General features: G+C 28.6%; 19 protein-coding genes. 14 read left to right on the top strand and 5 right to left on the bottom strand.

What is annotated here, in order from left to right:
• Nucleotides 1-94: 94 nt before the first annotated feature.
• From HBE96_RS09005 to mnmA, 4 genes are all read left to right on the top strand, one after another.
• A complete protein-coding gene (locus tag HBE96_RS09005) occupies nucleotides 95-826 on the top strand; it encodes a gamma-glutamyl-gamma-aminobutyrate hydrolase family protein (protein ID WP_169297426.1) in 732 nt (243 codons plus the stop codon).
• A gap of 2 nt (nucleotides 827-828) precedes the next feature.
• Nucleotides 829-2,118, top strand: a complete 1,290-nt coding sequence (locus tag HBE96_RS09000) for an APC family permease (protein ID WP_169297425.1) — start codon at nucleotides 829-831, stop codon at nucleotides 2,116-2,118.
• A gap of 393 nt (nucleotides 2,119-2,511) precedes the next feature.
• Nucleotides 2,512-3,672 (top strand): cysteine desulfurase NifS, encoded by a 1,161-nt coding sequence (gene nifS / locus HBE96_RS08995; protein ID WP_169297424.1) that lies wholly within the window; start codon nucleotides 2,512-2,514, stop codon nucleotides 3,670-3,672.
• A 228-nt stretch (nucleotides 3,673-3,900) separates the two neighbouring features.
• The gene (mnmA, locus tag HBE96_RS08990) at nucleotides 3,901-4,977 is read left to right on the top strand and encodes a tRNA 2-thiouridine(34) synthase MnmA (protein ID WP_169297423.1); all 1,077 of its coding nucleotides are present in this window, start codon (nucleotides 3,901-3,903) and stop codon (nucleotides 4,975-4,977) included.
• Nucleotides 4,978-5,028: 51 nt separating this feature from the next.
• Here the strand turns inward: mnmA and HBE96_RS08985 are convergent, their stop codons facing one another.
• On the bottom strand, nucleotides 5,029-5,757 hold the full coding sequence (locus tag HBE96_RS08985) for a YetF domain-containing protein (RefSeq protein ID WP_169297422.1): 729 nt from the start codon (nucleotides 5,755-5,757) through the stop codon (nucleotides 5,029-5,031).
• Nucleotides 5,758-6,021: 264 nt separating this feature from the next.
• Between HBE96_RS08985 and HBE96_RS08980 the strand changes: the two genes are divergently transcribed.
• From HBE96_RS08980 to pglX, 5 genes are all read left to right on the top strand, one after another.
• Nucleotides 6,022-6,573 (top strand): NUDIX hydrolase, encoded by a 552-nt coding sequence (locus HBE96_RS08980; protein WP_169297455.1) that lies wholly within the window; start codon nucleotides 6,022-6,024, stop codon nucleotides 6,571-6,573.
• Nucleotides 6,574-6,685: 112 nt separating this feature from the next.
• Nucleotides 6,686-7,714, top strand: coding sequence for a DUF262 domain-containing protein (locus HBE96_RS08975; protein WP_169297421.1), 1,029 nt, complete (start codon nucleotides 6,686-6,688; stop codon nucleotides 7,712-7,714).
• Between the two features lie 2 nt (nucleotides 7,715-7,716).
• The gene (locus HBE96_RS08970; RefSeq protein WP_169297420.1) at nucleotides 7,717-8,943 is read left to right on the top strand and encodes an AAA family ATPase; all 1,227 of its coding nucleotides are present in this window, start codon (nucleotides 7,717-7,719) and stop codon (nucleotides 8,941-8,943) included.
• A complete protein-coding gene (locus HBE96_RS08965) occupies nucleotides 8,930-9,829 on the top strand; it encodes a hypothetical protein (protein WP_243186871.1) in 900 nt (299 codons plus the stop codon). Before HBE96_RS08970 ends, HBE96_RS08965 begins: the two co-directional genes overlap by 14 nt.
• Before the next feature lie 46 nt (nucleotides 9,830-9,875).
• Nucleotides 9,876-13,781, top strand: coding sequence for a BREX-1 system adenine-specific DNA-methyltransferase PglX (gene pglX, locus HBE96_RS08960; protein WP_169297419.1), 3,906 nt, complete (start codon nucleotides 9,876-9,878; stop codon nucleotides 13,779-13,781).
• A 108-nt stretch (nucleotides 13,782-13,889) separates the two neighbouring features.
• On the opposite strand, the gene HBE96_RS08955 is transcribed toward pglX, so the two are convergent.
• Nucleotides 13,890-14,354, bottom strand: a complete 465-nt coding sequence (locus tag HBE96_RS08955; protein ID WP_169297418.1) for a CBS domain-containing protein — start codon at nucleotides 14,352-14,354, stop codon at nucleotides 13,890-13,892.
• A gap of 600 nt (nucleotides 14,355-14,954) precedes the next feature.
• Between HBE96_RS08955 and HBE96_RS08950 the strand changes: the two genes are divergently transcribed.
• Nucleotides 14,955-15,152 carry an alpha/beta-type small acid-soluble spore protein gene (locus HBE96_RS08950; RefSeq protein ID WP_169297417.1) on the top strand — a complete coding sequence of 66 codons (198 nt, stop codon included), beginning with the start codon at nucleotides 14,955-14,957 and terminating at the stop codon, nucleotides 15,150-15,152.
• 374 nt (nucleotides 15,153-15,526) lie between these two features.
• Here the strand turns inward: HBE96_RS08950 and HBE96_RS08945 are convergent, their stop codons facing one another.
• From HBE96_RS08945 to cooS, 3 genes are read right to left on the bottom strand one after another with little or no spacing between them, the layout of a single operon-like run.
• Entirely contained in the window at nucleotides 15,527-16,762 is a 1,236-nt protein-coding gene (locus HBE96_RS08945; RefSeq protein ID WP_169297416.1) for an NAD(P)/FAD-dependent oxidoreductase, read from the bottom strand.
• Nucleotides 16,750-17,214, bottom strand: a complete 465-nt coding sequence (locus HBE96_RS08940) for a 4Fe-4S dicluster domain-containing protein (RefSeq protein WP_169297415.1) — start codon at nucleotides 17,212-17,214, stop codon at nucleotides 16,750-16,752. Before HBE96_RS08940 ends, HBE96_RS08945 begins: the two co-directional genes overlap by 13 nt.
• A gap of 22 nt (nucleotides 17,215-17,236) precedes the next feature.
• Nucleotides 17,237-19,114, bottom strand: a complete 1,878-nt coding sequence (gene cooS, locus HBE96_RS08935) for an anaerobic carbon-monoxide dehydrogenase catalytic subunit (RefSeq protein ID WP_169297414.1) — start codon at nucleotides 19,112-19,114, stop codon at nucleotides 17,237-17,239.
• Nucleotides 19,115-19,367: 253 nt separating this feature from the next.
• On the opposite strand from cooS, the gene HBE96_RS08930 reads away from it, so the two are divergent.
• From HBE96_RS08930 to HBE96_RS08915, 4 genes are all read left to right on the top strand, one after another.
• Nucleotides 19,368-20,810: a DEAD/DEAH box helicase gene (locus HBE96_RS08930; protein WP_169297413.1), complete on the top strand. Its 1,443-nt coding sequence runs from the start codon at nucleotides 19,368-19,370 to the stop codon at nucleotides 20,808-20,810.
• Between the two features lie 17 nt (nucleotides 20,811-20,827).
• Nucleotides 20,828-21,976 carry a DEAD/DEAH box helicase gene (locus HBE96_RS08925; protein WP_169297412.1) on the top strand — a complete coding sequence of 383 codons (1,149 nt, stop codon included), beginning with the start codon at nucleotides 20,828-20,830 and terminating at the stop codon, nucleotides 21,974-21,976.
• A 158-nt stretch (nucleotides 21,977-22,134) separates the two neighbouring features.
• Nucleotides 22,135-22,842: a lantibiotic protection ABC transporter ATP-binding protein gene (locus HBE96_RS08920; RefSeq protein ID WP_169297411.1), complete on the top strand. Its 708-nt coding sequence runs from the start codon at nucleotides 22,135-22,137 to the stop codon at nucleotides 22,840-22,842.
• A 5-nt stretch (nucleotides 22,843-22,847) separates the two neighbouring features.
• A complete protein-coding gene (locus tag HBE96_RS08915; protein WP_169297410.1) occupies nucleotides 22,848-23,609 on the top strand; it encodes a lantibiotic immunity ABC transporter MutE/EpiE family permease subunit in 762 nt (253 codons plus the stop codon).
• The last annotated feature ends 1 nt before the right edge of the window (nucleotide 23,610 follow it).

The following is a 23,610-nucleotide window of genomic DNA, read 5'->3' as shown; positions in this document are numbered from 1 at the left end:
AATTAAAAAATTAATTTACAAAGATTGATTACGTTTTATTATGGCATAAAAGTTGCTATAGAATATTACATAAGAAATTTGGAGGGATGACATTATGAAAAAACCACTTATAGGAATAGTAGGAAATTTACTAATTGATCAAGGAGGAATGTTTCCTGGATATGAAAGAGCTTATGTAAATAATGACTATGTTCAATCAGTTGCAAGAGCAGGAGGCTCACCCGTAATATTACCATTAATTTCAGATTATGAAGGAGTAAAAACACAAATAGAAGCTGTGGATTCCATAATAATATCTGGAGGATATGATGTTAATCCATTAATTTATGGTGATGAACCTTCACAAAAGCAGGGATTTTTATGTCCTGAGCGTGATGAATACGATCTCATGGTCATTAAAGCAGCTGTGGAGCTAAATAAACCTATATTAGGTATTTGTAGAGGATTACAAATTTTAAATGCAGCTTTAGGTGGAACCATTTATCAAGATTTATCTCAAATAGAGGGCTGCTATATTAAACATGTACAGGAATCCAGACCAGAAGTTGCTGGGCACAGTGTAGAAATTGTAAAGGGAACAAAATTATATGATATTTTAGGAGAAAAAGTGACAACAAATAGTTTTCATCATCAAGCAATAAAGGATTTAGCACCAGGATTTAGAGTAGCAGCTAAAGCAAAAGATGGAGTTATAGAAGCTATAGAAAAGGAGGAAGACTTTGTCATAGGTATTCAATGGCATCCAGAAATGATGGCTAGAAAAGGCAATGAAATAATGCTTGGTTTATTTAAAAAATTAGTACAAATATCAAATAAGGGGGATTAAAAATGGGAGATAATAAAAAATTAGGTTTATGGAGTATAATACTTCTTGGTATCAATGGTGTAATAGGTACAGGCATATTTTTACTTCCAGGAAAAGCGATGAAGCTTATGGGACCTGGTAGTATATGGATATACGTTTTCGATATGATTTTAGTAATGTCCATGGCATTGTGTTTTGCAGAAGTTTCAGGTTTATTTAATAAAAATGGAGGACCTTATGTTTATGCTAAAGAAGCTTTTGGTGAATTTGTAGGTTTTGAAGTAGGAATTATGAAATTGGTAGTAGGTATGATAGCTTGGGCTACTTTTGCAGTGGGATTTACTACCGCACTATCTAATATTTGGCCAGCAGCATCTAATCCTTTAATTAAAAATTCAATAGAAATAGGTATAATTTTAGTTTTATCAATTATAAACATCTTAGGAGTAAATTTTGCAAAAAATTTAAATAATATAATGACTATAGCAAAACTTGTGCCACTAGTGTTATTTATAGCAGTAGGTATTTTCTTTATAAAAGGAGGAAACTTTGTACCTATGTTTCCAACTAAAGTAACTCCATCAAGTTTTGGTGCTACAGCAATATTAATATTCTTTGCTTTTACTGGTTTTGAAGGTATAGCAGTAGCAGCTGAGGATATGGAAAATCCTAAAAAGAACTTACCTATAGCAATTATGATAACTATGGTTTTGGTATCAATAATATATATACTAATTCAAGCAGTATCTATAGGAACATTAGGCGCAAAACTTGCAGCAAGTAGCACTCCAGTAGCACAATCAGCAGCTACATTTTTAGGAGGCTTTGGAGGACTTTTAGTTACAGTTGGTACTTTAGTATCCATAGGTGGTATAAATATAGCAGAATCTTTTATACTTCCAAGATCAGCTGTGGCTTTAGCTGAAGATGGACTTTTACCTAGAATTATAGCTAAAAAAAATAAAGCGGGTACTCCTTATATAGCAAGTATAGTAACTGCAGTTTTAACTATTCCTATTGCTTTATCAGGAAGTTTTACACAACTTGCAGCAATAAGTGCAATTTCAAGATTTACACAATACATACCAACTTGTCTTGCTGTTATAATTTTTAGAAAGAAAGGAATGAAATCTACTTTTAAAGTACCTTTTGGACCAGTTCTTCCTATATTATCTGTAGGTGTTAGTTGTTGGCTTTTAACTCAAGCAACTAAAATTCAGATTACATGGGGACTTGGAGCAATGGTAATAGGAATTCCATTGTACTTTATTATGAAGAGTAGTGATAAGAAAATTGATAAATCAAGTAATTGATAGTTTTGTGTAAAACTATCAATGTTGAACTTAATAAAAATAATGCGGAGCAAAACTTCGCATTATTTTTATATGCAGTATTTCTTGTAAATCTAGAATAAGGCATATTCAAAAAAATAACAAGTCAGTATGTTAGTATATTTTGCGTCATACTGCGTCAACAGAACCCTTTGATAGAACAACTATCAGCGGAACCTGTTTCCTTGTCTGACACAAAATATACTAACATCTTTGACTTGCTATTTTCTTTCATATGCCTAAATAGACTTAATACGTTTTATATTGACAAAAGGTAATTTTAAAAATAAAATAGTAATATCATAGTAATTTACTCTGAATTGTTTTTGGAAATTGTTACTATATTAAATAAAAGTTTAGGGAGACGATAAATTTATGTCTAGAGAAGTTTACATGGATCATGCAGCTACAACTTATATGAAAGAAGAAGTTATTGAAGAGATGAAGCCTTATTTAACAGATTATTTTGGCAATCCTTCATCTATATATAAAATATCTAGAAAAACTAAAATGGCTATAGATGAAAGTAGAATGAGAATAGCTCATGCCATAAATGCCAATGCAGAGGAAATATATTTTACTGCAGGAGGTTCTGAAGCTGATAACTGGGCTTTAAAAGGTGTTGCTTTAGCCAATAAAAATAAAGGAAATCATATAATAACTACAGCTATTGAACATCATGCCATACTTCATAGTTGTGAGTATTTAGAAAAATTAGGTTTTGAAATTACTTATTTACCTGTAGATGAATTTGGAATAGTAAAGGTAGAAGATGTTAAAAATGCTATTACAAATAAAACTATATTAGTATCTATAATGTTTGCTAATAATGAAATAGGAAGTATACAGCCTATAGAGGCGATAGGAAGTATATGCAGAGATAAAGGAATTATTTTTCATACAGATGGGGTTCAAGCAGTAGGCAGCATACCTATAGATGTAAAAAAGATGAATATAGATTTACTTTCCATGGCTTCACACAAGTTTTATGGTCCAAAGGGAATAGGTGCACTTTATATGAGAAAAGGCATAAAAGTAGATAATTTAATTCATGGTGGAGCACAAGAAAGAGCTAAAAGAGCTGGTACAGAGAATGTTATGGGTATCGTTGGCATGGGAAAGGCTATAGAATTAGCGGAGAAAAACATGAAAGAGGAAAGAAGAAGATTAACTTATTTAAGGGATAAAATGATAAAAGAGCTTTTAAATATACCTAAAACTAAGTTAAATGGAGCAGAAGGAGAAAATAGATTACCAGGGAACATAAATGTAAGTTTTGATCTTGTAGATGGTGATACACTGCTTATGCTGCTAGATAGTGAAGGAATATGTGCCTCTAGTGGTAGTGCATGTTCTGCAGGCGCTTTGGAGCCTTCACATGTTTTAATGGCTATAGGATTAAATAAGGATTTAGCAAAAGGTTCTTTAAGACTTACTTTAGGTTATAAAACTACAGAAGAGGATGTAGAATATGTAGTAAATATAATAAAAGAAGCAGTAAATAAAATTAGAGATAACAAGAAAAAGTGGCAATAGAAAAAATTACTTGGAATTCTATAGATTATAGTATAAAATGTAGTATTGTAAGTAAATGTGTTATTTTAAATAGCTGTTTGAATTTTTTATATAATAATGCATAATGTGGCATAAGTAACTGAATCAACTTTTAACTGTATTACGTTACTATAATTATATATTAGTCACATAATATTCAAATGTAGCGTTTTTTTAGCAATGTAATTATATTAGAAAAAGGTGATAAATATGAATAAAAAAGTTGTAATTGGTATGAGCGGAGGAGTAGATAGTTCTGTTGCAGCATATCTTTTAAAACAGCAGGGTTATGATGTTATAGGAGTGACCATGCAGGTGTGGCAAGAAGATGAAGAATATGAGGCTGTAGAAGGAGGCTGCTGTTCTTTAAGTGCAGTAGAAGATGCTAGAAGGGTAGCATATAAATTAGATATACCTTTTTATGTTATGAACTTTAAAGATATATTTAAAAAAAATGTTATAGATTATTTTATTGATGAATATATGAATGGAAGAACGCCTAACCCATGTGTAGCTTGTAATAAATTTATAAAATTCGATGCGTTATTAAAAAAGGCTATGGAGTTAGGTGCTGATTATGTGGCTACAGGACATTATGCTGTAGTAGAAAAACATGATAATAGATACGTTTTAAGGAGATCTGAAGATGATAAAAAGGATCAAACTTATGCTTTATATAACCTCACTCAATTTCAATTAGAGCATACTCTTATGCCTTGTGGTGTTTATAAGAAGGAAAAAATAAGAGAAATAGCAAAAGAAATAGGATTATTAGTTCATAATAAAAAAGATAGTGAAGAAATTTGCTTTATTCCAGATAATGACCACGGGAGATACATAAAAAAACAAGTTCCAAATAAGGTTAAACCAGGAAATTTCGTAGACAAAGCTGGAAATGTATTAGGAAGGCATAAAGGAATAGTTTATTATACTATAGGACAGAGAAAGGGACTTGGCATAGCTTTTGGTGTACCAATGTATGTAACAGACATAAATCCTTTAAGAAATGAAGTGGTATTAGGTAGTGAAAAGGACATATTTAAGACAGATCTAATTGCAAAAGATATGAACTTTATACCTTTTGACAATCTTCAAGGTACAATGGAGATTCAAGCTAAGGTTAGATATTCTGCAAAACCTTCAAGGGCATGGATAACTGCTTTAGATAATGGAAGAGTAAAAGTTGAATTTGAAAATAAACAACGTGCTATAACTAAAGGTCAATCTGTTGTATTTTATAATGATGATTTATTAGTAGGCGGCGGAGTTATTGATGAGATATTATAGAATATAGTGATTTTTTAGTATACTAATGGATTAGAGTGCAATTATTATGCTCTAATCCATTATATTTTTATCCTTAGTATCATTATTTTTTAAACTTACATACAAATTTTTGCTAGTATCCACAGAAGCAAAAAACACTTCTTCTAAAGATTTTATTTTTCTCTTTTTTAATTCATTTTTTAGCCATGATTCATTAAGATTCATAAGTTTTAAATTTGAATGCATTACTTTACCATCTATGATTATACTAGCACATAATCCTTCATATTGTACTTTAATATTTAAATCAGAAGGAGTTAATGGTAGTTTTTCTCGTTTTAATTGAACACTTACTTTTCCAGTGGTTTCAAGTATGGCAAATTCTACATCTTTTATATTAAATACGCCATTTAACCTGAGTTCTTCAAGGAGATCATTTATATTAAAACGTTCCCTTCTAAGATTTCTTTCTATGATTTTACCATTTTGAATAAGAATAGTTGGTGTATCTTCAACTTTTCTTCTTATAAACATACATTTAAGGGAAAAATAAGACACAAGTATAGGGAAAACTCCCCATATAATCAAGGATTCTATTACTTCGAAATAAGGAATATTTTCATCTACAGAAAAAGATGCAGCTATAGAACCTATGCTTATTCCAACGCAGTAGTCAAAAAAAGTAAGCTGAGAAACTTGCTTTTTACCCATAAATCTTGTAAGTGAAAAAAGTAATATTAGTGAAATTGCATTTCTAATAAAAATTTCAAAGCCTAGCTTTAAGAATTTAATTACTCTCATCTCCCTTTATATTAATAAAAGTTATTAATTATTATTCCAATGTTATAGACAAAAATTCATGTACAGAATTATGGGATTTTATCATTTAATGAGACATTTTTTAATAATCAAAAATGAAAAATAATTATATTTTTATTATGATATAATAATACATATTAAGCATCAGAGTCATCTTTATAAAAATAACGACTAGGTAGCTCTAAGTTTTATTAAATAAATCAGATAGTGTATAAATATATGTACTATTATAGAAAGGATAAAAATATGGATTGGATTGAAGCTGTAAAAAAGTATGTTCCTTATAATGAACAGGAAGAAAAGGATAAAGAGTTGATTTTAAAATGTATTAATAAATTTGATGATATTTTAACTAGAGAAAATGAAATTGCACATATAACAAGTTCAGCTTTCGTGATAAATAAAAATAGAGATAAAGTTCTAATGGTATATCATAATATATATAATTCATGGTCCTGGACAGGAGGTCATGCAGATGGTGAAGATGATTTATTATTTGTTGCAATTAGAGAAGTAAAAGAAGAAACTGGAGTTAAAAAACTTAAAGCGTTGTCTTCAAATATATTTTCTATAGATGTATTAACTGTATTAGGTCATGTAAAAAAAAGGAAATATGTGTCTCCCCACTTACATTTATCAATTGCTTATTTAGTAGAAGCTGATGAAAATGAGTCACTTATTGTTAAAGAAGATGAAAATAGTGCTGTTAAATGGATTCCTATAGAAGAAGTAAACTCATACAGCAGTGAACCTCATATGCAGAAGGTATATAAAAAACTAATATCAAAAGTCCAATAATACAATTGAGTTTACTTAATATGTACGAAGCTGGAATAATACATATTAAAGTTCCATTGTGATATAATATTGTCATGTTTAAATCATAGAAATGGAGGTTATAATTACAGAGATGAAAGAAAATTTAAAACCTCAAAATATAAATATAGCACAACTAACATTTTCAGTTTTTGAAACAGTGCGAAAGGTTGAAAGAGGAGATATTCAATTAGAAGCGGAGTTTCAAAGAAACTTTAAATGGTTACCAGATAAAAAGTCTAAGCTAATAGAATCTATTATTTTAGATATTCCTATTCAAGCAATTTATTTATCAGAGGATAATGAATATAGATATGAAATAATAGATGGACAGCAACGAATAAGGACAATAACAGAATTTGTTAACAATAAATTTAAATTACAAAACACAATACTTTTTAAGGAAAATAAGTTATTTAAAGATTTAGAACCAAGCATTCAAAGAAAGATTGAAGATTTTCAGCTTGTTATTTTTGTTGTGAAAAAAGATAATAATCCAAATGTAAAGTTTGAAATTTTTGAAAGAATTAATACTGGAGCAGTAAGGTTAAATTCTCAAGAATTAAGAAATTGTATTTATAGAAATAAAGGGATTCCTTTTATAAAAGAATTAGTTAAAGAAATTGATTACAAAAAGCTAATAAAAGATAAGAAAGTTAATGTGAATTCAATGCAGGATCAAGAATTAGTATTGAGATTTATGGCATTTTATTATAGAGGAGTTAAATCATACGAAGGAAATTTAAAAAAATTTCTCAATGAGACTTTAGATAATTATGATGAGTACAGAAATAGAGAAACTGAATTTAAGGGTACTTTTTTAAAAACACTGAAAAGCATATATAATGTTTTTGGAAAAGATGCATTTCTAATAAAGAATAAAAATAAAAAAGGCAAGCTTAGTGTGGCACTATTTGAAATACTTATGATTTCATTTTCAAAATATGGCTTTGAAGATATAAAAAACAATAGAGAAACTATAAAAGTTAAACTAGATGAGCTTTTAGAAAATAATGAATCTTTCATGGAATCTATTGCAGGTGCATCAACTACTACAAAAGTCAAAACCTATGAAAGATTTAAAATATGGGATAACTGTATGAAAGAAATTTTGGGGGAATAGTAATGATTAATAAATATTCAATTAGTAATTTTAAAATTCATAAATTAGGTTATATATTTAATTTAAATGGATTAATAATTTTAACTGGAACTAATAATTCTGGAAAATCATCATTAACTCAAAGTTTAAGACTGCTTTCAAAAATAAACAGAAATTCATTTAGTTATACAAAGTTACCATTTGAACAAGTACCAGAACTAGGAGACTTTAGAAGGACTTTAAATAAGGATGTAAGCAGAAGGGAAAGTATAAAGTATAAATTATCTCTTAAAATAGAAGACTTGAAATTTTGTAATGTAGAGCTTGAATTTGACTCTATATATAATTACAAATTAAATTTTAATGACATGACAGATGCAGCAATATTAAAAAGAATAGATATCTATTTTAAGAATAGTAAGGATCTTGTAAAAAATTATGAGTTTGTTATGAATATGGATATAAGTAATCCAATAACTTATGATTTAAATGAAATTATTTTAAATGATGTAAAGGAAAAAAGAATTTTATTACAAAAAGGAATTTTAGTTAAAGGAATATATCCTAATTTTATTCCTCAAACAATAGAAGAGGGCTTTAAAGAATTATTAGTAATAAACTCACATTTAGGCAACATTAATGAAAGTTCAATAAAATATGTACCTGCATTAAGGAATAATGGAAATACGGCTGATATTCTTGATAACTTTAAAGATAGTACAATTTTTGATGGTAAAACAAAGTTAATAGATGCATTTTATATATGGACAAATAAAATATTAAATTCAGAATTTAGATTAAAAATAGAAGATAACAGACGAAAAATTATAGCTTTGGAAAATAATATAGAATTTGATTTATTACAGATAGGATTTGGCAATAGTCAGATATTACCTATTTTGATAACTATTTTAACTGCTAAAAAGGGAGATTTAGTTATAATCGAAAATCCAGAAGTTCATTTGCATCCTAAGTGGAAAACTAATTTAGTTGAATTATTTTATTATGCTGTTAAGTTTGGAGTTAATATATTAATTGAAACTCAAAGCCTGGAAATTGTTAATAGAGTAAGATTATTTGTTAAAAATGATAATACATTAAAAGATAAAACATCGCTTTATTTCTTTGAAAATCATGGCTTAAAATCTAGTATACAAAAGATAGAAATAGAAGATACAGGAAATTTAGATTTATGGCCAGATGACTTTGTAGATAAAGTAACTATAGAGGATAACTTTGGATTATTATAACATGGATTTTTATCTTAATGAAAACCATTTGATTGTAGATAAAGAAAATATAGTAGAAAATTTGAAAGAAATAAAGCAATTTTATGATTTATTAAAAGCTAAAAATTACAAACTATGTATTAAAGATAATTTGGATTTAGATTATAAAAACTTAAATACTAATAAGTCAATTAGTATTTTATTAGCGTTTTTAAAATACCTAAATTCTATAGAAACATATGGAGTTAATACAGTAGAAAGTGATAAAATTGATCCATTCATAGATAATTACTATTTCATTGAGTTAATTAGTTTATGTCATAAATATAATAATAATGTAATGTTATCATCAGCTAATGAAAATGAAATAATACATCCAGAATATAAGATTAATATTAATGAAAAAGAAGAAATAGTAAAAAATATCCTAGGAAAAAGTAAATTAGAAGAATATTTAATTTTTAATCCTGCTCCTAAGAATATAGATGAAGTTTTTCAAAAGGCAGAATCAGAATTTTCACATATAAAATTCACAGACAAAGCATATAAAACGGCAAATTCCAGGGAAGACATATATAAGCAATATGGCTTTACAAAGCTTTTAAATGTTTTTAAAATATTAGAACAGCTAATATATCCTTTTTTAAAAGGAGAATTACAGGGATTTTCTGAGGACAGTATAGAGGTGGAATTTAAAAAACAAACTAATGGAGTGGAGTTTTCACATGAATCTGATTCAACCATGAATAAATATGGAAAAAAGAGAGAAGTTACAGTTAAAGGAAGAAAATTAAAAATGGATTATCACATAAAACTTAGTGATAACAGAATTTACTTTATTTATGATAAGAAGGACGATTGTATTTATATTGGACATAGCGGAGAACATTTGCAAACAGCAGATTAGATAATATATTAATTACAAAAATATCACTTAGAGAAAGGTAACTTATATGAACAAAACTAAAGTAAAATCTTTTTCAGTTTGGGCTAGAAGAAACTTAATAAAGGAAACAGTTTATAGAGCTTTTAAAATAGGTATAGAAAAAGATAGCATTAAAGAAATAGAAGAAGTTAAAGGTGGTTTCAAACTAAAAGAAAAAGAAGAAATAATTGAATTTCCGGTTAGATACAGAAAATCTTTAATTGAGGAAATAGAAAAAAAAGGCTTTGAAGAAGTAATGGAAGAAGTTGCTTGTATATGGTTTTTTAGATTTGTTGTTTTAAGATATATGGAAGTTAATAACTATCTTCCTGGAAAAGTAAGAGTCCTTTCATCAAAAGTACCTGGGAAAATAGAACCTGATGTTTTAAGTAAGGTATATGATTTAAGTGAAGAACTTCATCTAAATATGGAAAAGGTTGATACACTAATAGGTTCTAATACTAAAGATAGTATAGAAGAAGATTCTATAAAAAATAAGGAAGATATAATAAAGTTATATAAATATATTTTAATTAAAGAATGCAATAAATTAGGGAGAATAATTCCTGAAATATTTCAAATTAACAATGATTACAGCGAAATTTTACTTCCAGACAATCTTTTGCAAGAAGATTCTATAATTAGAAAATTGGTAGAGAATATTGAAGAACAATATTTAAAGGAAGAAAAAGGAATAGGCAAAATAGAAATTATAGGATGGATGTATCAATATTACATATCGGAAAAGAAGGATGAAGTTTTTGCAGGCTTGAAGGAAAATATAAAGATAGAAAAAGAAAATATACCTGCAGCTACACAACTATTTACTCCAAAATGGATTGTAAAGTATATGGTGGAAAATTCATTAGGAAGATTGTGGCTTGATAAGTTTAAAGGTAGTAATATACAGTATTCAGTTAATGAAAATGAGAATTCTAGTAGTAAAAATAGTAATGTAAATTTAAAGTTATTAAAAGAAAAGTGGAAATACTATTTAGAAGAATCTAATGAGGAGCAAGAAGTAGAAGACTTAGGTGAAACAAGAAAATATGAAAATAATTTATCACCAGAGAATATAAAAGTATTAGATCCCTGTATGGGAAGTGGACACATATTAGTTTATGCCTTTGATTTACTTTATGAAATATACATAAGCGCAGGTTATATTGAAAGAGAAATACCAAGACTTATACTTAAAAATAATATATATGGTTTAGATATAGATAGTAAAGTAGCTAAATTAGCTTCATTTGCATTAAAAATGAAAGCAAGATATTATGATAAGGAATTATTTACAGTCTTAGAAAAAGATCAAATAACATTAAATATTTGTTCAATAGAAGAAAGTAATGAAATGACTAGCGAAGCAATAGATTACTTTTGTAGATCTCAGATTGCTAAAAAAGATAAAAAACAGAAAGTGCAAACTTTACAAAATATAGTAAAAGTATCAAAGATTTCAGCAGGCGAAAACAAATTGAAAGTGGAAGATGATAGTTTCACAGAAGATGTTCATTATTTAATAAATATATTTAAAGATGCTAAGGAATATGGTTCCATACTTGAAGTTAGGAAAATCAATTTTCAAGCATTAGAGGATAGGATAGAGGAAATAAAAAAAGAGGATAATTTTATATTTGCAGACTATAGAAAGTTAATATTAGATAAAATGCCACTACTTATTAAGCAGGGAAAAATAATGAGTATGAAATATGATGTTGTTATTACTAATCCGCCTTACATGGGACTTAGAGGAATAAATGCTAAATTAGCAGATTTTTTAATTTGTAATTTTCCAATATCCAAATATGATCTGTTTTCTGTTTATATGGAAGTGTGTTTAAGATACAGTAAAAAATATGGCATGGTGTCTTTAATTAACCAGCATTCATGGATGTTTCTATCAAGCTTTATAGAATTTAGACAGTGGCTTTTGAATAAATCCACCTTTATAAATATACTGCATTTAGGAGCTAGAACTTTTGAAGAAAATGTTGGAACTATAGTTCAAAATGCAGCTTATGTGAGCAGAAATTATTGCAATTATTCATATAAGACTAAAGTAATAAATCTTACAGGTGAAAATAGCAGTGAAGAAAAAAAAGTTGAATTTAAAAAGATATGCAACAATACTTCAAATAAAGGAATATATGAACTAACATTAAATAAGCTATTTATAATTCCAGGGAAACCATTTGCTTATTGGGTTAATGAAAACATACTCAACATATTTTCTTCTTTTCAGCCCTTAAGTGAGATTGCAAAACCAAGGCAGGGTATGGCAACTTCGGATAATAAAAGATTTTTAAGACATTGGTTTGAAGTTAATATTAACAAAATTAAATTTGATGCTCATAACTCAGAAGAAGCAGAAAATTCAGGAAGAAAGTGGTTTCCGTATAATAAGGGTGGAGAATACAGAAAGTGGTATGGAAATAATGAATTTATAATCAATTGGGAAAATAATGGTGAAGAAGTAAAGGAATATGCTGCCAAGCTATATAAATCTTACAGCAGAACTATAAAAAATGAAAAGTTCTATTTTAAAAGTGGATTAACATATACCTTTATATCAGAGGATATGGGTGCAAGGTATTCCCAAAATGGTTTTATATTTGATGTAGCAGGCTCATCAATTTTTTTTAAGGATGAAGAACAATCTAATATAATTTTAGCACTGTTATGCAGCAAGATATCTAAAATGTTTTTAGATATAATGAATCCAACTTATAATATCCAGGTAGGAGATATAAAGAATATTCCTGTAAGTAAAAAATTATTTTCCAAAAACATAAGTTATAAAATTAAGAATTTAGTTCAAGAGAATATAGATATAAGTAAAAAAGAATGGGATTCACTGGAAACTTCCTGGAATTTTAAATGCCATCCATTTTTATTGGTGAAGAATGGTGAAATTAAAGGGGACAGCCATAAGGGAAACAGCATTTTATACAATAAGTATATATCTTATGGATTTAATGTTTGGAAAACATTTATGGATAAACAATTTCAACGGTTGAAGGATAATGAGGAAGAGTTAAATAGAATATTTATTGATATATATGGAATGAAAGATGAATTAACTTACCAGGTTTGTGATAGGGATATAACCATTAGGAAAGCAGATAAGCAAAGAGATATTAAATCTTTTATATCTTTCGCAGTAGGTTGTATGTTTGGAAGATATTCCATTGATTCAAAAGGTATTGTATATGCAGGAGGAAAAGAAGCAGCAATTAGTGGAAACATAAACAATAACTACACAAAGTTTGAGTCATGTAAATCTTCAGGAAGTGAACAAAATATAGATAATATCATTCCTATTACAGAGAATGAGTACTTTGAGAATGATATAACTTTAAAATTTATTGATTTTGTTAAAATTTTATATGGTGAAGAAACCTTAGAGGAAAATTTAAGTTTTATTTCAGATTGTATTGGAAAGAAGTCATTTGAAACTTCAAGGCAATGTATAAGAAGATACTTTCTAAAAGATTTTTATAAAGATCATTTAAAGATGTATAAGAATAAACCTATCTACTGGCTGTTTAAATCAGGTAAAAATGAAGGCTTCAGTGCATTAACATATATGCATAGATATAATGAACATACTATAGAAAATGTTAGGATAAATTATCTTCATTTGATTATAGAAAAATATGCAGAACAAATAAATAGTTTAAAAAGTACAGCTTGCTTAGAAAATTATTCGGCCAAAGATATAAATATTCTCAAAAAAAATGTTGAAAAAGTTTCTAAAGAAATGGAAGAATGCATAGAGTATGAAAAAGTTTTAAAATACTTAGCAGGTAAAAAAATATCTATTAATTTGGATAATGGTGTTAAATCTAATTATGAAAGATTTCAAGCGGTTAAATTTATTAATTTTCATGGAAAAGAAGTTAAAAAGGATTTGTTTTATAAAATAAAATAGATTTGTATTTAATCTTAATTTTTTATTTGGGCTAAAGGTCATACCAAGAAATTACATTTATCAATGAGGAACCAAGGGAGAGAAGCAACCTTTGGTTCTTAATAATTTTTATAGCTTGTCTATAATTTTTTTCTGAATATATCGAATTACATCTCCTCTACTTATAACACCTACCACTTTTTTATCATTATCGATAACAGGTATTTTTTTAAAGTGATATTTTGATAAAATAGATAAGACATCTTCTATTGAATCTTCTGGGTTAACAGAATAGATACCTTTCTTTTTGGCTATAGTCATAATATTTTGATCCTTTATGGATTGTACAGAATCTTCTAATTCTTCTTTTCCAACGTAAAGCAAAAATGTGTATATGTTGTAAAGCATTTCATTTTGAGGCTTTAAATTTCTTATTAAGTCTCCGTCACTTACAATACCTATAAGTTTATTTTCTTCATTTACTATAGGTACACCTCCAATTTTATTAATAACTAAAGTTTTCATAACATCTTTAATAGTACTATTTTCATTTGCAGTAATTACATCAGTAATCATAAAATCTTTTACCTTCATAGTTAAATCATCCTTTCTTATTTATAAGGAATAAATATTGTTTATTATATAATAATATTTTAAGTATAATTAGTCAATATTTTCAAAGCTGTAATAGAAGCAATAAATGAGAAAAGGATTTATGCTAAATTTGCATAGAATTTTGATATTGGATCACAAAAAAAATAAAATACAGGAAACACAAGAAAGGAATATGTAAATTTTTTATGCTGCTGATTAAGAAAGGTCAACAGCTGATTTTGCTCAAAAATTCATGATTAAGAATACTATTTCAAAACAAAATCCAAATTAAATACAAGAATAAAATTAAAAATTTATCTATTGTATAAGTTATTCTAAGAAATAGGTGAATATATTCTTATTTGTAAATAAACTTCACCTAAGTCTAAGAACAACTTTACAAAGGAGTTATTACATAATGAATATATAGTAAAGTTTAACCATGTTAATATTTTTTATACATAAAAATATTAATGTGTCCTTTTATGAAAAAGTTTTCTATATTTGCATAAAGTTTAATAGATTAATAATACTGAAATTGAGCAAACTTATATTACACACATAAATATATTAAATTTTTTATAAAGGAGATGTTTTTCTATGTCAAACAATAGTAATAAAGTATTAGTACCAGAAGCTAAAGAAGGTTTAAACAAGTTTAAAATGGAGTCAGCTAGAGAAGTAGGCGTAGATCTAAAACAAGGATACAATGGAGATTTGACAGCAAGAGAAGCAGGCTCAATAGGTGGAAACATGGTTAAGAAAATGGTAGAAGCATACGAAAAAGGACTAGAGTAAGCAAAAAGGTTTTATGAAAAATTTAAGAAAAATTTCATGGTGTGATTTTCAATAGTTAATACCAATAAAGGGTTTAATACTGAAAATAAATTTCAGTATTAAACCCTTAAATTTGTTATTATATGCTATAAGACATCTTAAAGAATAATAAGTCCATTTACTATCCTATTTTGTGTCATGCGGTGTCGGCAGAACCCTTAGATAAGGTTTACTATTCTCGGGAACCTGCCTTTTGCCGACGCAAAATATCCTTCACATTTGGACTTGTTATTTTCTTCCAGATGCTTAAGGTTCTGCTAAGATTTAGTTTAATTCGATTGTGTAAAAACTAGAAAATCAAATTAAATAACCATTTGGACATATATTTTTGCATTTTATGTGGAACTTACTGCATAATTATATTGACCTTTTGAATCTACATTGTAGAAATCAGAATAATCTATATCAAATATATCTTTATGAATATGTTTTATATTTATTTTATTTTTTATTAGTTGTCCTAGAACTCCACAGTATGATATATCTCCAACAAGTAGTGCACCATAAATTACTCCATCTTTGTGGATTATTTTTTTATAAACTCTATCGCTTTCAAGAATATCTACATTATAGCTGTTATCTAAAGCATTTATATTTCCAAGAGATACACATTCTAAACCAAGTAAATTCATTGAATTTTTCATACCGAAAGTATCATTTAATTCTTTGTTCTTACCTAACATATTAAAGGCTGCAGTAATTCCTTGCTTTACAGCTATAGGCCATATTGGTGCAGTAAAAGTTACATCACCTGCAGCATATATATCATCTACAGTAGTCTTACAGCATTTATCTATTACAATTCCTTTTTCTACTTTTATTCTAGTATCTTTTATAAAGTTTACATTAGGTCTAACTCCAGCTGCGACTATTATCATATCACAGTTTAAAGCAGTTAAATCAGATAATACGGCTTTACTTACATTGCCATTTTCATTTAAGATAACTTCTTCTAATTTAACAGAAGTAAAGAGTTCAATATTCTTTTCTTTTAAAAGTTTTTCATATATTGAGGAAGCTCTCTTATCTAATTGAAGAGGGAGAAGTCTATCTCCCATTTCTACAATTGAAATTTTAATGTTTTTTTCTATAAGACCTAATACTGCATCTACTCCTACAAGACCTGCACCAAGTATTACCACATTTTTTGCATTTTTAAGTCCATTTTCTATAGAAGTTACATCTTCAAAATTTCTAAGAGAATATACTCCTTTACCTTCTCTTAAATTTTTAACAGGTGGAATGAAGGAAGAAGCTCCAGAAGCTATTAGTAATTTATCAAATTTGTAGCTTGTGTTATCTTCAATTACCACTTTTTTATTTTCTATATCAATATTTGAAACGTGAGCATCTTTTATCCAGTTAATATTATATTTTTGGAAAAAATCTTCTTCTATAAAGGATAATCCTTTTAAGTCTCTACTTCCATCTAGTGCTTTGTGGAGGATACATCTAGAATAAACAGCTGTATCCTTTGAAATAAGAGTTATTGCACTATACTTATCAAGCTCTCTTAAAGTTTTAGCAGCATTTATTCCAGCAGCACTGGCACCTATTATTAAATATTGCATAGATTGCCATCCTCCTTTTCTAAATAAATCGCACCTGTTGGACAATTCTCAACACATCTTGGAATATCCCTATTAAGGCAGAGGTCACATTTTATTACTTTACTTTTAGTCTTAGAATCAGGTTTTAGTACTCCATAAGGGCAGGACATGACACACATAAAGCAGCTGGCACATTTATTTTCATCATAGGATACTATACCACTTTGGGGATCTTTAGTCATGGCTCCGCTCATACAGGTCATAACACATTCGGGTTCATCACAATGGCGGCAGAAAATAGGAAATTTATTACCTTTTTCATCTAAAGATATATGATTTCTACTTTCAAGACAGTTATCTTCTAAATCCAAATCTAAAAATGATTTCCCATTTTCATTATGTTCTGACATACAGGCTAAAGTACAATTTAAACACCCTGTACATAAGTCTTTATTTATCATTATCCTTTTCATAAAGCACACCTTCCAATCTTACTTAACTAAGGCCTAAACTTTTGCGGCGCTTAAGTACGATTTCCTCTAGCGCGTCTGCAGCTTTTAGTATGTCATCCTCTACTATTAATTTTCCACCTGTAAGGTTTTCCATATCTTCTGTAAGTACTTTTGTTACAACTTTACTTCCGCCTATAAAAGGAGATGAACCAAGGTGAAGTGGAAGTCCAAGAGCAAGTCCAAAACATCCATCTGCTAGTGCTTGTTCTTCAAGCCACTGAGGTGCAGAAAGTACAAGTGGAAGTTGAGGTATATCTATTTTTAAATATTCTGCTAGTTCTTTAGCTACGATTTCTAATCTTCCTATAGCAAGACATGGACCAAAGTTTAAAACAGGTGGTATGCCAAGAGCTTTGCATACTTCTTTCAAACTATCACCTGCAAGTTCAGCTGCTGATGGTGACATAAGTCCTACGTTTTCAAGACCACCACTAGAGCATCCTGCAGAAAGTACAATTATATTTCTCTTTATAAGTTCTTTTGTAAGTTCTACTGTAAATATATCATGACCTTTAGTTGTTAAATTTGAACAACCTACTATTCCTGCAACTCCTTTTATTTTACCAGCAGCAATTAAGTCTACTAAAGCTTTCCAGTTTCCTCCTAAAAATGCTTTAAGGGAATTTTCACTTACACCTGTTATTACATCATCAAAACCATGATTTTCAGGAACATTCATTTCAATTTGGGATCTTCTTGATTTATAACTTTCAAGAGCTTTATCTATAATGTAATTGCTTATTTCTTCTCTATCTTCAAAAGAGTATTCAAAATAATCTGCATTAGCCTTTTTAGCAACGTCATCTAGGCATATCATTTTAACCATGAATTTATCTGCTATAGGTTCAATTCCAGGAAGAGTACAGTTAAATTCAGATACTATTGCATCAATACCACCAGTAGCTATTAAAGCTTCACTTGTAAAGTTATTTCCAGCATGTCCTGAAAAGACATCATCATAATGTTTTCCTCTAAGCTGTAAATCCTGTCCAACGCAAGTGCAGCCAACTAATTTGAAGCCTTTAGCTCCAACTTCTTTAGCTTTTTGAACTACCTCATGTTTTATAAGTTCTTCTTCTAAATGTGATATTATTGATTGTTGATGTCCTGTTATCATTAAGTTTATATAATCTGTATCCACAACTTTAAAACCAACTTTTGCAGATCTTATAGCTGGTTCGCCTAAAACTATATCATTTAATAAATTAGTTAAAGTAAGTCCGTATACACCAGTGGATATTCCAAGTTTTAAACAGTTTAAAAGCATATCTACAGGATCACTATTTAAATTTGTAGAAGTTTTTACAATTGCATCAAAAACTTCTGATTTAGCTCCTCCTGGCATTATATTTAACTTCTCCCAATATTTAAGTCTAGGTTCATATCCTATTTTATTTACTATTTCCATTTTTTCAAACTTTGGTTTATATAAATCTTTAAGCACTTCATCAGCTACAAGTACTGCTTTTTTATAAATATCAGTCTCTGTTATGCCAAGATGTTCTGCTAAAGTATTAAGTGCATTAATTCCTTTTATTTCTCCGCCAGTTTCACCTACGGATTTTACATTTCTAGCCGTAGTTTCTACTACATGGATATAACATCCAGAACCTGCAGCTACAGCTCTTAATAAGTTTCTAGCTACTATTGTATCAGCATTAGCACCACAAATTCCGTTTGGAGAGTTAGGAGTTATTCTACAGGGACCATTAGAGCATAATCTACAGCAAACTCCAAGTTGTCCAAAGCCACATTTAACTTTTTGCTTTTCCACTCTATGATGAGAAGTTTCTACATCTAAAGAGCATATAAAATTTTCTAGGACAGTATCTGCTGATTTACAAGTTTTGTTGTTTGTCATTATAAAACCTCCAAATATAAATTATTAACATTTATTATCTTTTAATATAATTTCTTTCAGAATACGATTAATTTACAAATAATCTTTATCCATAAATTAAATATAAACGATTTACTGATTTTTGTCAATATAATATTATTAAATAACGTAAATATTAGATAAAATTACATATAATATGATTGTGTGCTATAATAGTAAAGTTATATGTGAAAGAATTTTAAAAGTGGATATAATAAGAAAGGAAAATGCTAATATGAGTGAAATAAAATTTGAAGATTTTAGATTAGGGCAGGATATACTAAAATCCATTAAAAATATAGGATATAAGAAACCTTCGAAGGTCCAACAACAAGTAATACCTTTAATTCTGCAGGGAAAAGATGTTATAGTAAAGTCTCAAACTGGAAGTGGAAAAACTGCTGCTTTCGCTATTCCTATATGTGAACATATGGAAATAGAAGAAAATGAAGCTCAAGCTTTAATACTAACTCCAACTAGGGAGCTGGCAGTTCAGATAAAAGAAGACATAAGTAACATAGGAAGATTTAAAAGAATTAGATGTGCAGCTATTTTTGGTAAACAGCCTATGGACACACAAAAGAAAGAATTAAAGCAGAGGGTACATATAATAGTTGGGACTCCAGGAAGAACTTTAGATCACATAAAAAGAGGAAATATGAATCTAGAAAATATAAAGTTTTTAATTTTAGATGAAGCTGATGAAATGCTCAATATGGGATTCATAGAGGAAGTAAGTGAAATTATAGAAAACATTCCTGTAAGCAGACAAAATATGCTCTTTTCAGCTACTATGCCTGAGGCTATAGAAAATTTATCAAAAAAATATATGAAAAATCCAGCTAAAGTAGAAATAACTCCAGAAAAACTTACAGTAGATAACATAGAACAAAAATGTTATATTATAGAAGAGAAAAACAAATTTTCTTTACTTAGAAATTTGCTTTATATGGAGAATCCAGATACTGCAATAGTATTTTGTAGAACAAAGAATAATGTGGATTACGTTGCAAGCAGAATGAAAGCAGAAAAATACTCCTGTGATAAAATACATGGTGGAATGCTTCAAAATGAAAGATTAGATACAATGAATAGTTTTAAAAGAGGAGAATTTAGATTTCTTATAGCTACAGATGTAGCTGCTAGGGGTATAGATATAGATAATGTTACTCATGTAATAAATTATGATTTGCCTATGGAGAAAGAAAGCTATATTCACAGAATAGGAAGAACAGGTAGAGCAGGAAATAAAGGTACTGCTATAACATTTTCTACTCCTAATGAAGATAGATTTTTAAGTGAAATAGAAGATTATATACAAATGGAAATACCAAAATGTGAACTTCCAACAGAAAAAGACGCAAATCAAAATAAAGAAGCTTTTTTAAGTAAAAACAAAATGAAACCGCTTAAAAAGGGAAAAACTGCAGATTTAAACAGTGAGATAACAAAGATATACATAAATGCAGGAAAGAAAAAGAAAATTAGACCAGGAGATATAGTAGGAGCTATTTCAAATTCTACTGGACTTAGTGCGGAAATAATAGGAGTTATAGATATTCATGATACTCATTCTTATATTGATATATTAGATGGAAAAGGTCCAAAGGTATTAAAGGCTCTTAGTGAGGGCACTATTAAAGGAAAAAAAGTTAGAGTAGAATTAGCTAGTAAATAAAAAGGAGTTAAAAACACATGACAAAAACTTTATTTAAAGAATTAGGTATAAATGAAAAAATAATAGAAGGTTTAAAAAAAGAAGGCATTGAATATGCAACAGAAATACAAGTAGAAGCAATTCCACAGGCTATTTTAAACAAGGATATAGTAGGGGAAGCAGAAACAGGCAGCGGAAAAACTTTAGCTTATTTAGCTCCTATATTTCAAAATATAGATACAAGTAGTAAGGCAGTGCAGGCATTTATACTTACACCTACACATGAACTTGCAATTCAGGTAAATGATGTGATAAAAACTTTAGCTTTGGATTCAGAAATACTAGTTAAATCAGCAGCTATAATAGGAAATATAAATATAAAAAAACAAATAGAAAATTTAAAAAACAATAAACCTCATATAGTTGTTGGATCTACAGGTAGAATACTTCAACTTATTAAGCTTAAAAAAATGAAAGCACATATGATAAAAATCATTGTAGTTGATGAGGCGGATAAACTTTTAGATAAAAACAATGTAGAAGATGTTAAGGCTATAATAAAAACTACATTAAAGGATAGACAATTAATGTTTTTTTCAGCAACTATAGATGAAAGAACTTTGGATATAGCAAAAACTTTAATGAAAGAATATGAAGTTATAAGAACACAGGGAAAAACTTCTATGAATGAAAATATAGAGCATATGTGTTTTAAATGTGAGCAAAGAGATAAAATACTAATTTTAAGAAAGGTCTTTCACATATTAAATCCTAAAAAGGCTATTGTATTTGTAAATAAACCTGATGAAATAGAAATACTTACGGAAAAGTTAAATTATCATGGAATAAAATCAGAAGCTATATATGGAACTGCAGATAAGGAAGTACGTAAAAGAGCTTTAGAAGACTTCAAGGCAGGTAAAATTAATTTACTTGTAGCTTCTGATATAGCAGCTAGAGGTCTTGATATACAGGATGTGGAGTGCATTTTTAGCTACGATATACCAGAAGATACTGATAACTATCTACATAGAGCAGGAAGAACAGCTAGAGCTGGTAAGGCTGGTAAATCTATATGTATATTTACAGATAGAGAGAAAGGGTTAATTAAGCAATATGAGAAGACTTTTAATATAAAAATAAATCTAAAAGACATGTACAAAGGGAAAATAATAGAACGTAGATAAAAATAATTTTGGTTAAATAATCTCAGTGATGAAAAAAAGTCACTGGGATTATTTTTTTAAATCCTTATAAAATCCTTAAAATTGATGTTTATAATAAATCATGAATTAAGATATCTTAGAAAATAATGTATTGTTAGTAAATGAGAGGATTGATAATAATGGAAAAGTATATTTTAAAAACAGAGAATCTATGTAAAAATTTTAAAGGGCAGCGAGCAGTAAATAATATTTCACTTGCTATTAAAGAGAACTCAATTTATGGTCTACTAGGGCCTAATGGTGCAGGAAAATCCACTACATTAAAGATGATTACAGGAATGCTTCACCAAACTTCAGGAGAAATCACTTTTCAGGGACACCCATGGAGCAGAAAGGATTTAAATGATATTGGTACACTAATTGAATCACCTCCGCTATATGAAAATTTAACTGCAAGAGAGAATTTAAAAGTGAGAACCACACTTTTAGGACTTAAGGAATTCCGTATTGATGAAGTGTTACAAACTGTTGATTTAACAAACACAGGGAAAAAACGTGCAGGACAGTTTTCTATGGGAATGAAACAGAGGCTTGGAATTGCCATTGCACTACTTAATCATCCTAAATTATTGATTTTAGATGAACCTACTAATGGATTAGATCCTATAGGCATTCAAGATTTGAGAACGCTTATTCGTTCATTTCCAGAACAGGGGATAACGGTTATTTTATCCAGCCACATACTGTCAGAAGTAGAACTTATTGCAGATCATATTGGTATTATAAGCAATGGTATTTTAGGCTATGAAGGAAAAATTAATCAAGGTGAAGACTTAGAAACTCTCTTTATGGAAGTAGTTAAAAAAAGTAAAAGGGAAATGAGGTAATTAAAATGAGTTCATATTTAAAAGCAGAAAATTTAAAGTTAAAAAAGACAATGACAAAAAAACTTGTTTTGATTTTTCCACTTATTACATTGCTTTTTGGTGTTATGTCAGGAGTTTATTATGAGTTAAATACATTTAATTGGTGGTACATGATAATGCTGCCAGGAAATATTGCACTTCTCTGTGCACTTGTAAATCAAAAAGAAGAAAAGAAAATTAAATATAGAGCTATTTTTTCTATGCCTATTGACTTAAAAAAAGTTTGGAATTCAAAAGTTATGCTCATAGCTATTTATGTTTTATTTTGTTGCATTATTTTGCCATTAGGAGCAGCCTTAGTAGGAAAATTTATTTTACCAAGGATTATTTCAAGTTCTGCTTTAAAATATATAGTTGTCATTCCAATTGTACATGCAATAACAGCAGCTATTGTCATTGCAATAACATCATTATGGCAAATTCCTATTTGTCTATTTTTAGCTAAGAAATTTGGATTTTTTGTACCAGTTATCTTAAATGTTGCAGTAGGTATAACTCTTAACAGTATGATGGCTGTAAAATCTATATGGTGGATATGTCCTTACAGCTGGACTAGCCGTCTTATGTGTCCTATACTTGGAATACTTCCCAATGGGCAGATGCCAGCAGCAAAAGATTATATGCTTAATCCGGGTGTAGTTCCTATAGGAATTATGTTGTCTATTATGCTATTTGTTGTAATACTTATTGCTACATCACGTTGGTTTAAAAATCAGGAGGTGATATAAT

Origin of the sequence: Clostridium muellerianum, from assembly GCF_012926525.1 — a bacterium.
GTDB lineage: Bacteria > Bacillota > Clostridia > Clostridiales > Clostridiaceae > Clostridium_AM > Clostridium_AM muellerianum.
The sequence above is the reverse complement of the archived record's forward strand: the minus strand, read 5'-3'. Positions and strand labels throughout refer to the sequence as shown.

Bases quoted from the DNA above. Each gene is read 5' to 3' on its own strand.
- HBE96_RS09005 (WP_169297426.1), top strand. From the start codon at position 95: ATGAAAAAACCACTTATAGGAATAGTAGGAAATTTACTAATTGATCAA.
- HBE96_RS09000 (WP_169297425.1), top strand. From the start codon at position 829: ATGGGAGATAATAAAAAATTAGGTTTATGGAGTATAATACTTCTTGGT.
- nifS (WP_169297424.1), top strand. From the start codon at position 2,512: ATGTCTAGAGAAGTTTACATGGATCATGCAGCTACAACTTATATGAAA.
- mnmA (WP_169297423.1), top strand. From the start codon at position 3,901: ATGAATAAAAAAGTTGTAATTGGTATGAGCGGAGGAGTAGATAGTTCT.
- HBE96_RS08985 (WP_169297422.1), bottom strand. From the start codon at position 5,757: ATGAGAGTAATTAAATTCTTAAAGCTAGGCTTTGAAATTTTTATTAGA.
- HBE96_RS08980 (WP_169297455.1), top strand. From the start codon at position 6,022: ATGGATTGGATTGAAGCTGTAAAAAAGTATGTTCCTTATAATGAACAG.
- HBE96_RS08975 (WP_169297421.1), top strand. From the start codon at position 6,686: ATGAAAGAAAATTTAAAACCTCAAAATATAAATATAGCACAACTAACA.
- HBE96_RS08970 (WP_169297420.1), top strand. From the start codon at position 7,717: ATGATTAATAAATATTCAATTAGTAATTTTAAAATTCATAAATTAGGT.
- pglX (WP_169297419.1), top strand. From the start codon at position 9,876: ATGAACAAAACTAAAGTAAAATCTTTTTCAGTTTGGGCTAGAAGAAAC.
- HBE96_RS08955 (WP_169297418.1), bottom strand. From the start codon at position 14,354: ATGAAGGTAAAAGATTTTATGATTACTGATGTAATTACTGCAAATGAA.
- HBE96_RS08950 (WP_169297417.1), top strand. From the start codon at position 14,955: ATGTCAAACAATAGTAATAAAGTATTAGTACCAGAAGCTAAAGAAGGT.
- HBE96_RS08945 (WP_169297416.1), bottom strand. From the start codon at position 16,762: ATGCAATATTTAATAATAGGTGCCAGTGCTGCTGGAATAAATGCTGCT.
- HBE96_RS08940 (WP_169297415.1), bottom strand. From the start codon at position 17,214: ATGAAAAGGATAATGATAAATAAAGACTTATGTACAGGGTGTTTAAAT.
- cooS (WP_169297414.1), bottom strand. From the start codon at position 19,114: ATGACAAACAACAAAACTTGTAAATCAGCAGATACTGTCCTAGAAAAT.
- HBE96_RS08930 (WP_169297413.1), top strand. From the start codon at position 19,368: ATGAGTGAAATAAAATTTGAAGATTTTAGATTAGGGCAGGATATACTA.
- HBE96_RS08925 (WP_169297412.1), top strand. From the start codon at position 20,828: ATGACAAAAACTTTATTTAAAGAATTAGGTATAAATGAAAAAATAATA.
- HBE96_RS08920 (WP_169297411.1), top strand. From the start codon at position 22,135: ATGGAAAAGTATATTTTAAAAACAGAGAATCTATGTAAAAATTTTAAA.
- HBE96_RS08915 (WP_169297410.1), top strand. From the start codon at position 22,848: ATGAGTTCATATTTAAAAGCAGAAAATTTAAAGTTAAAAAAGACAATG.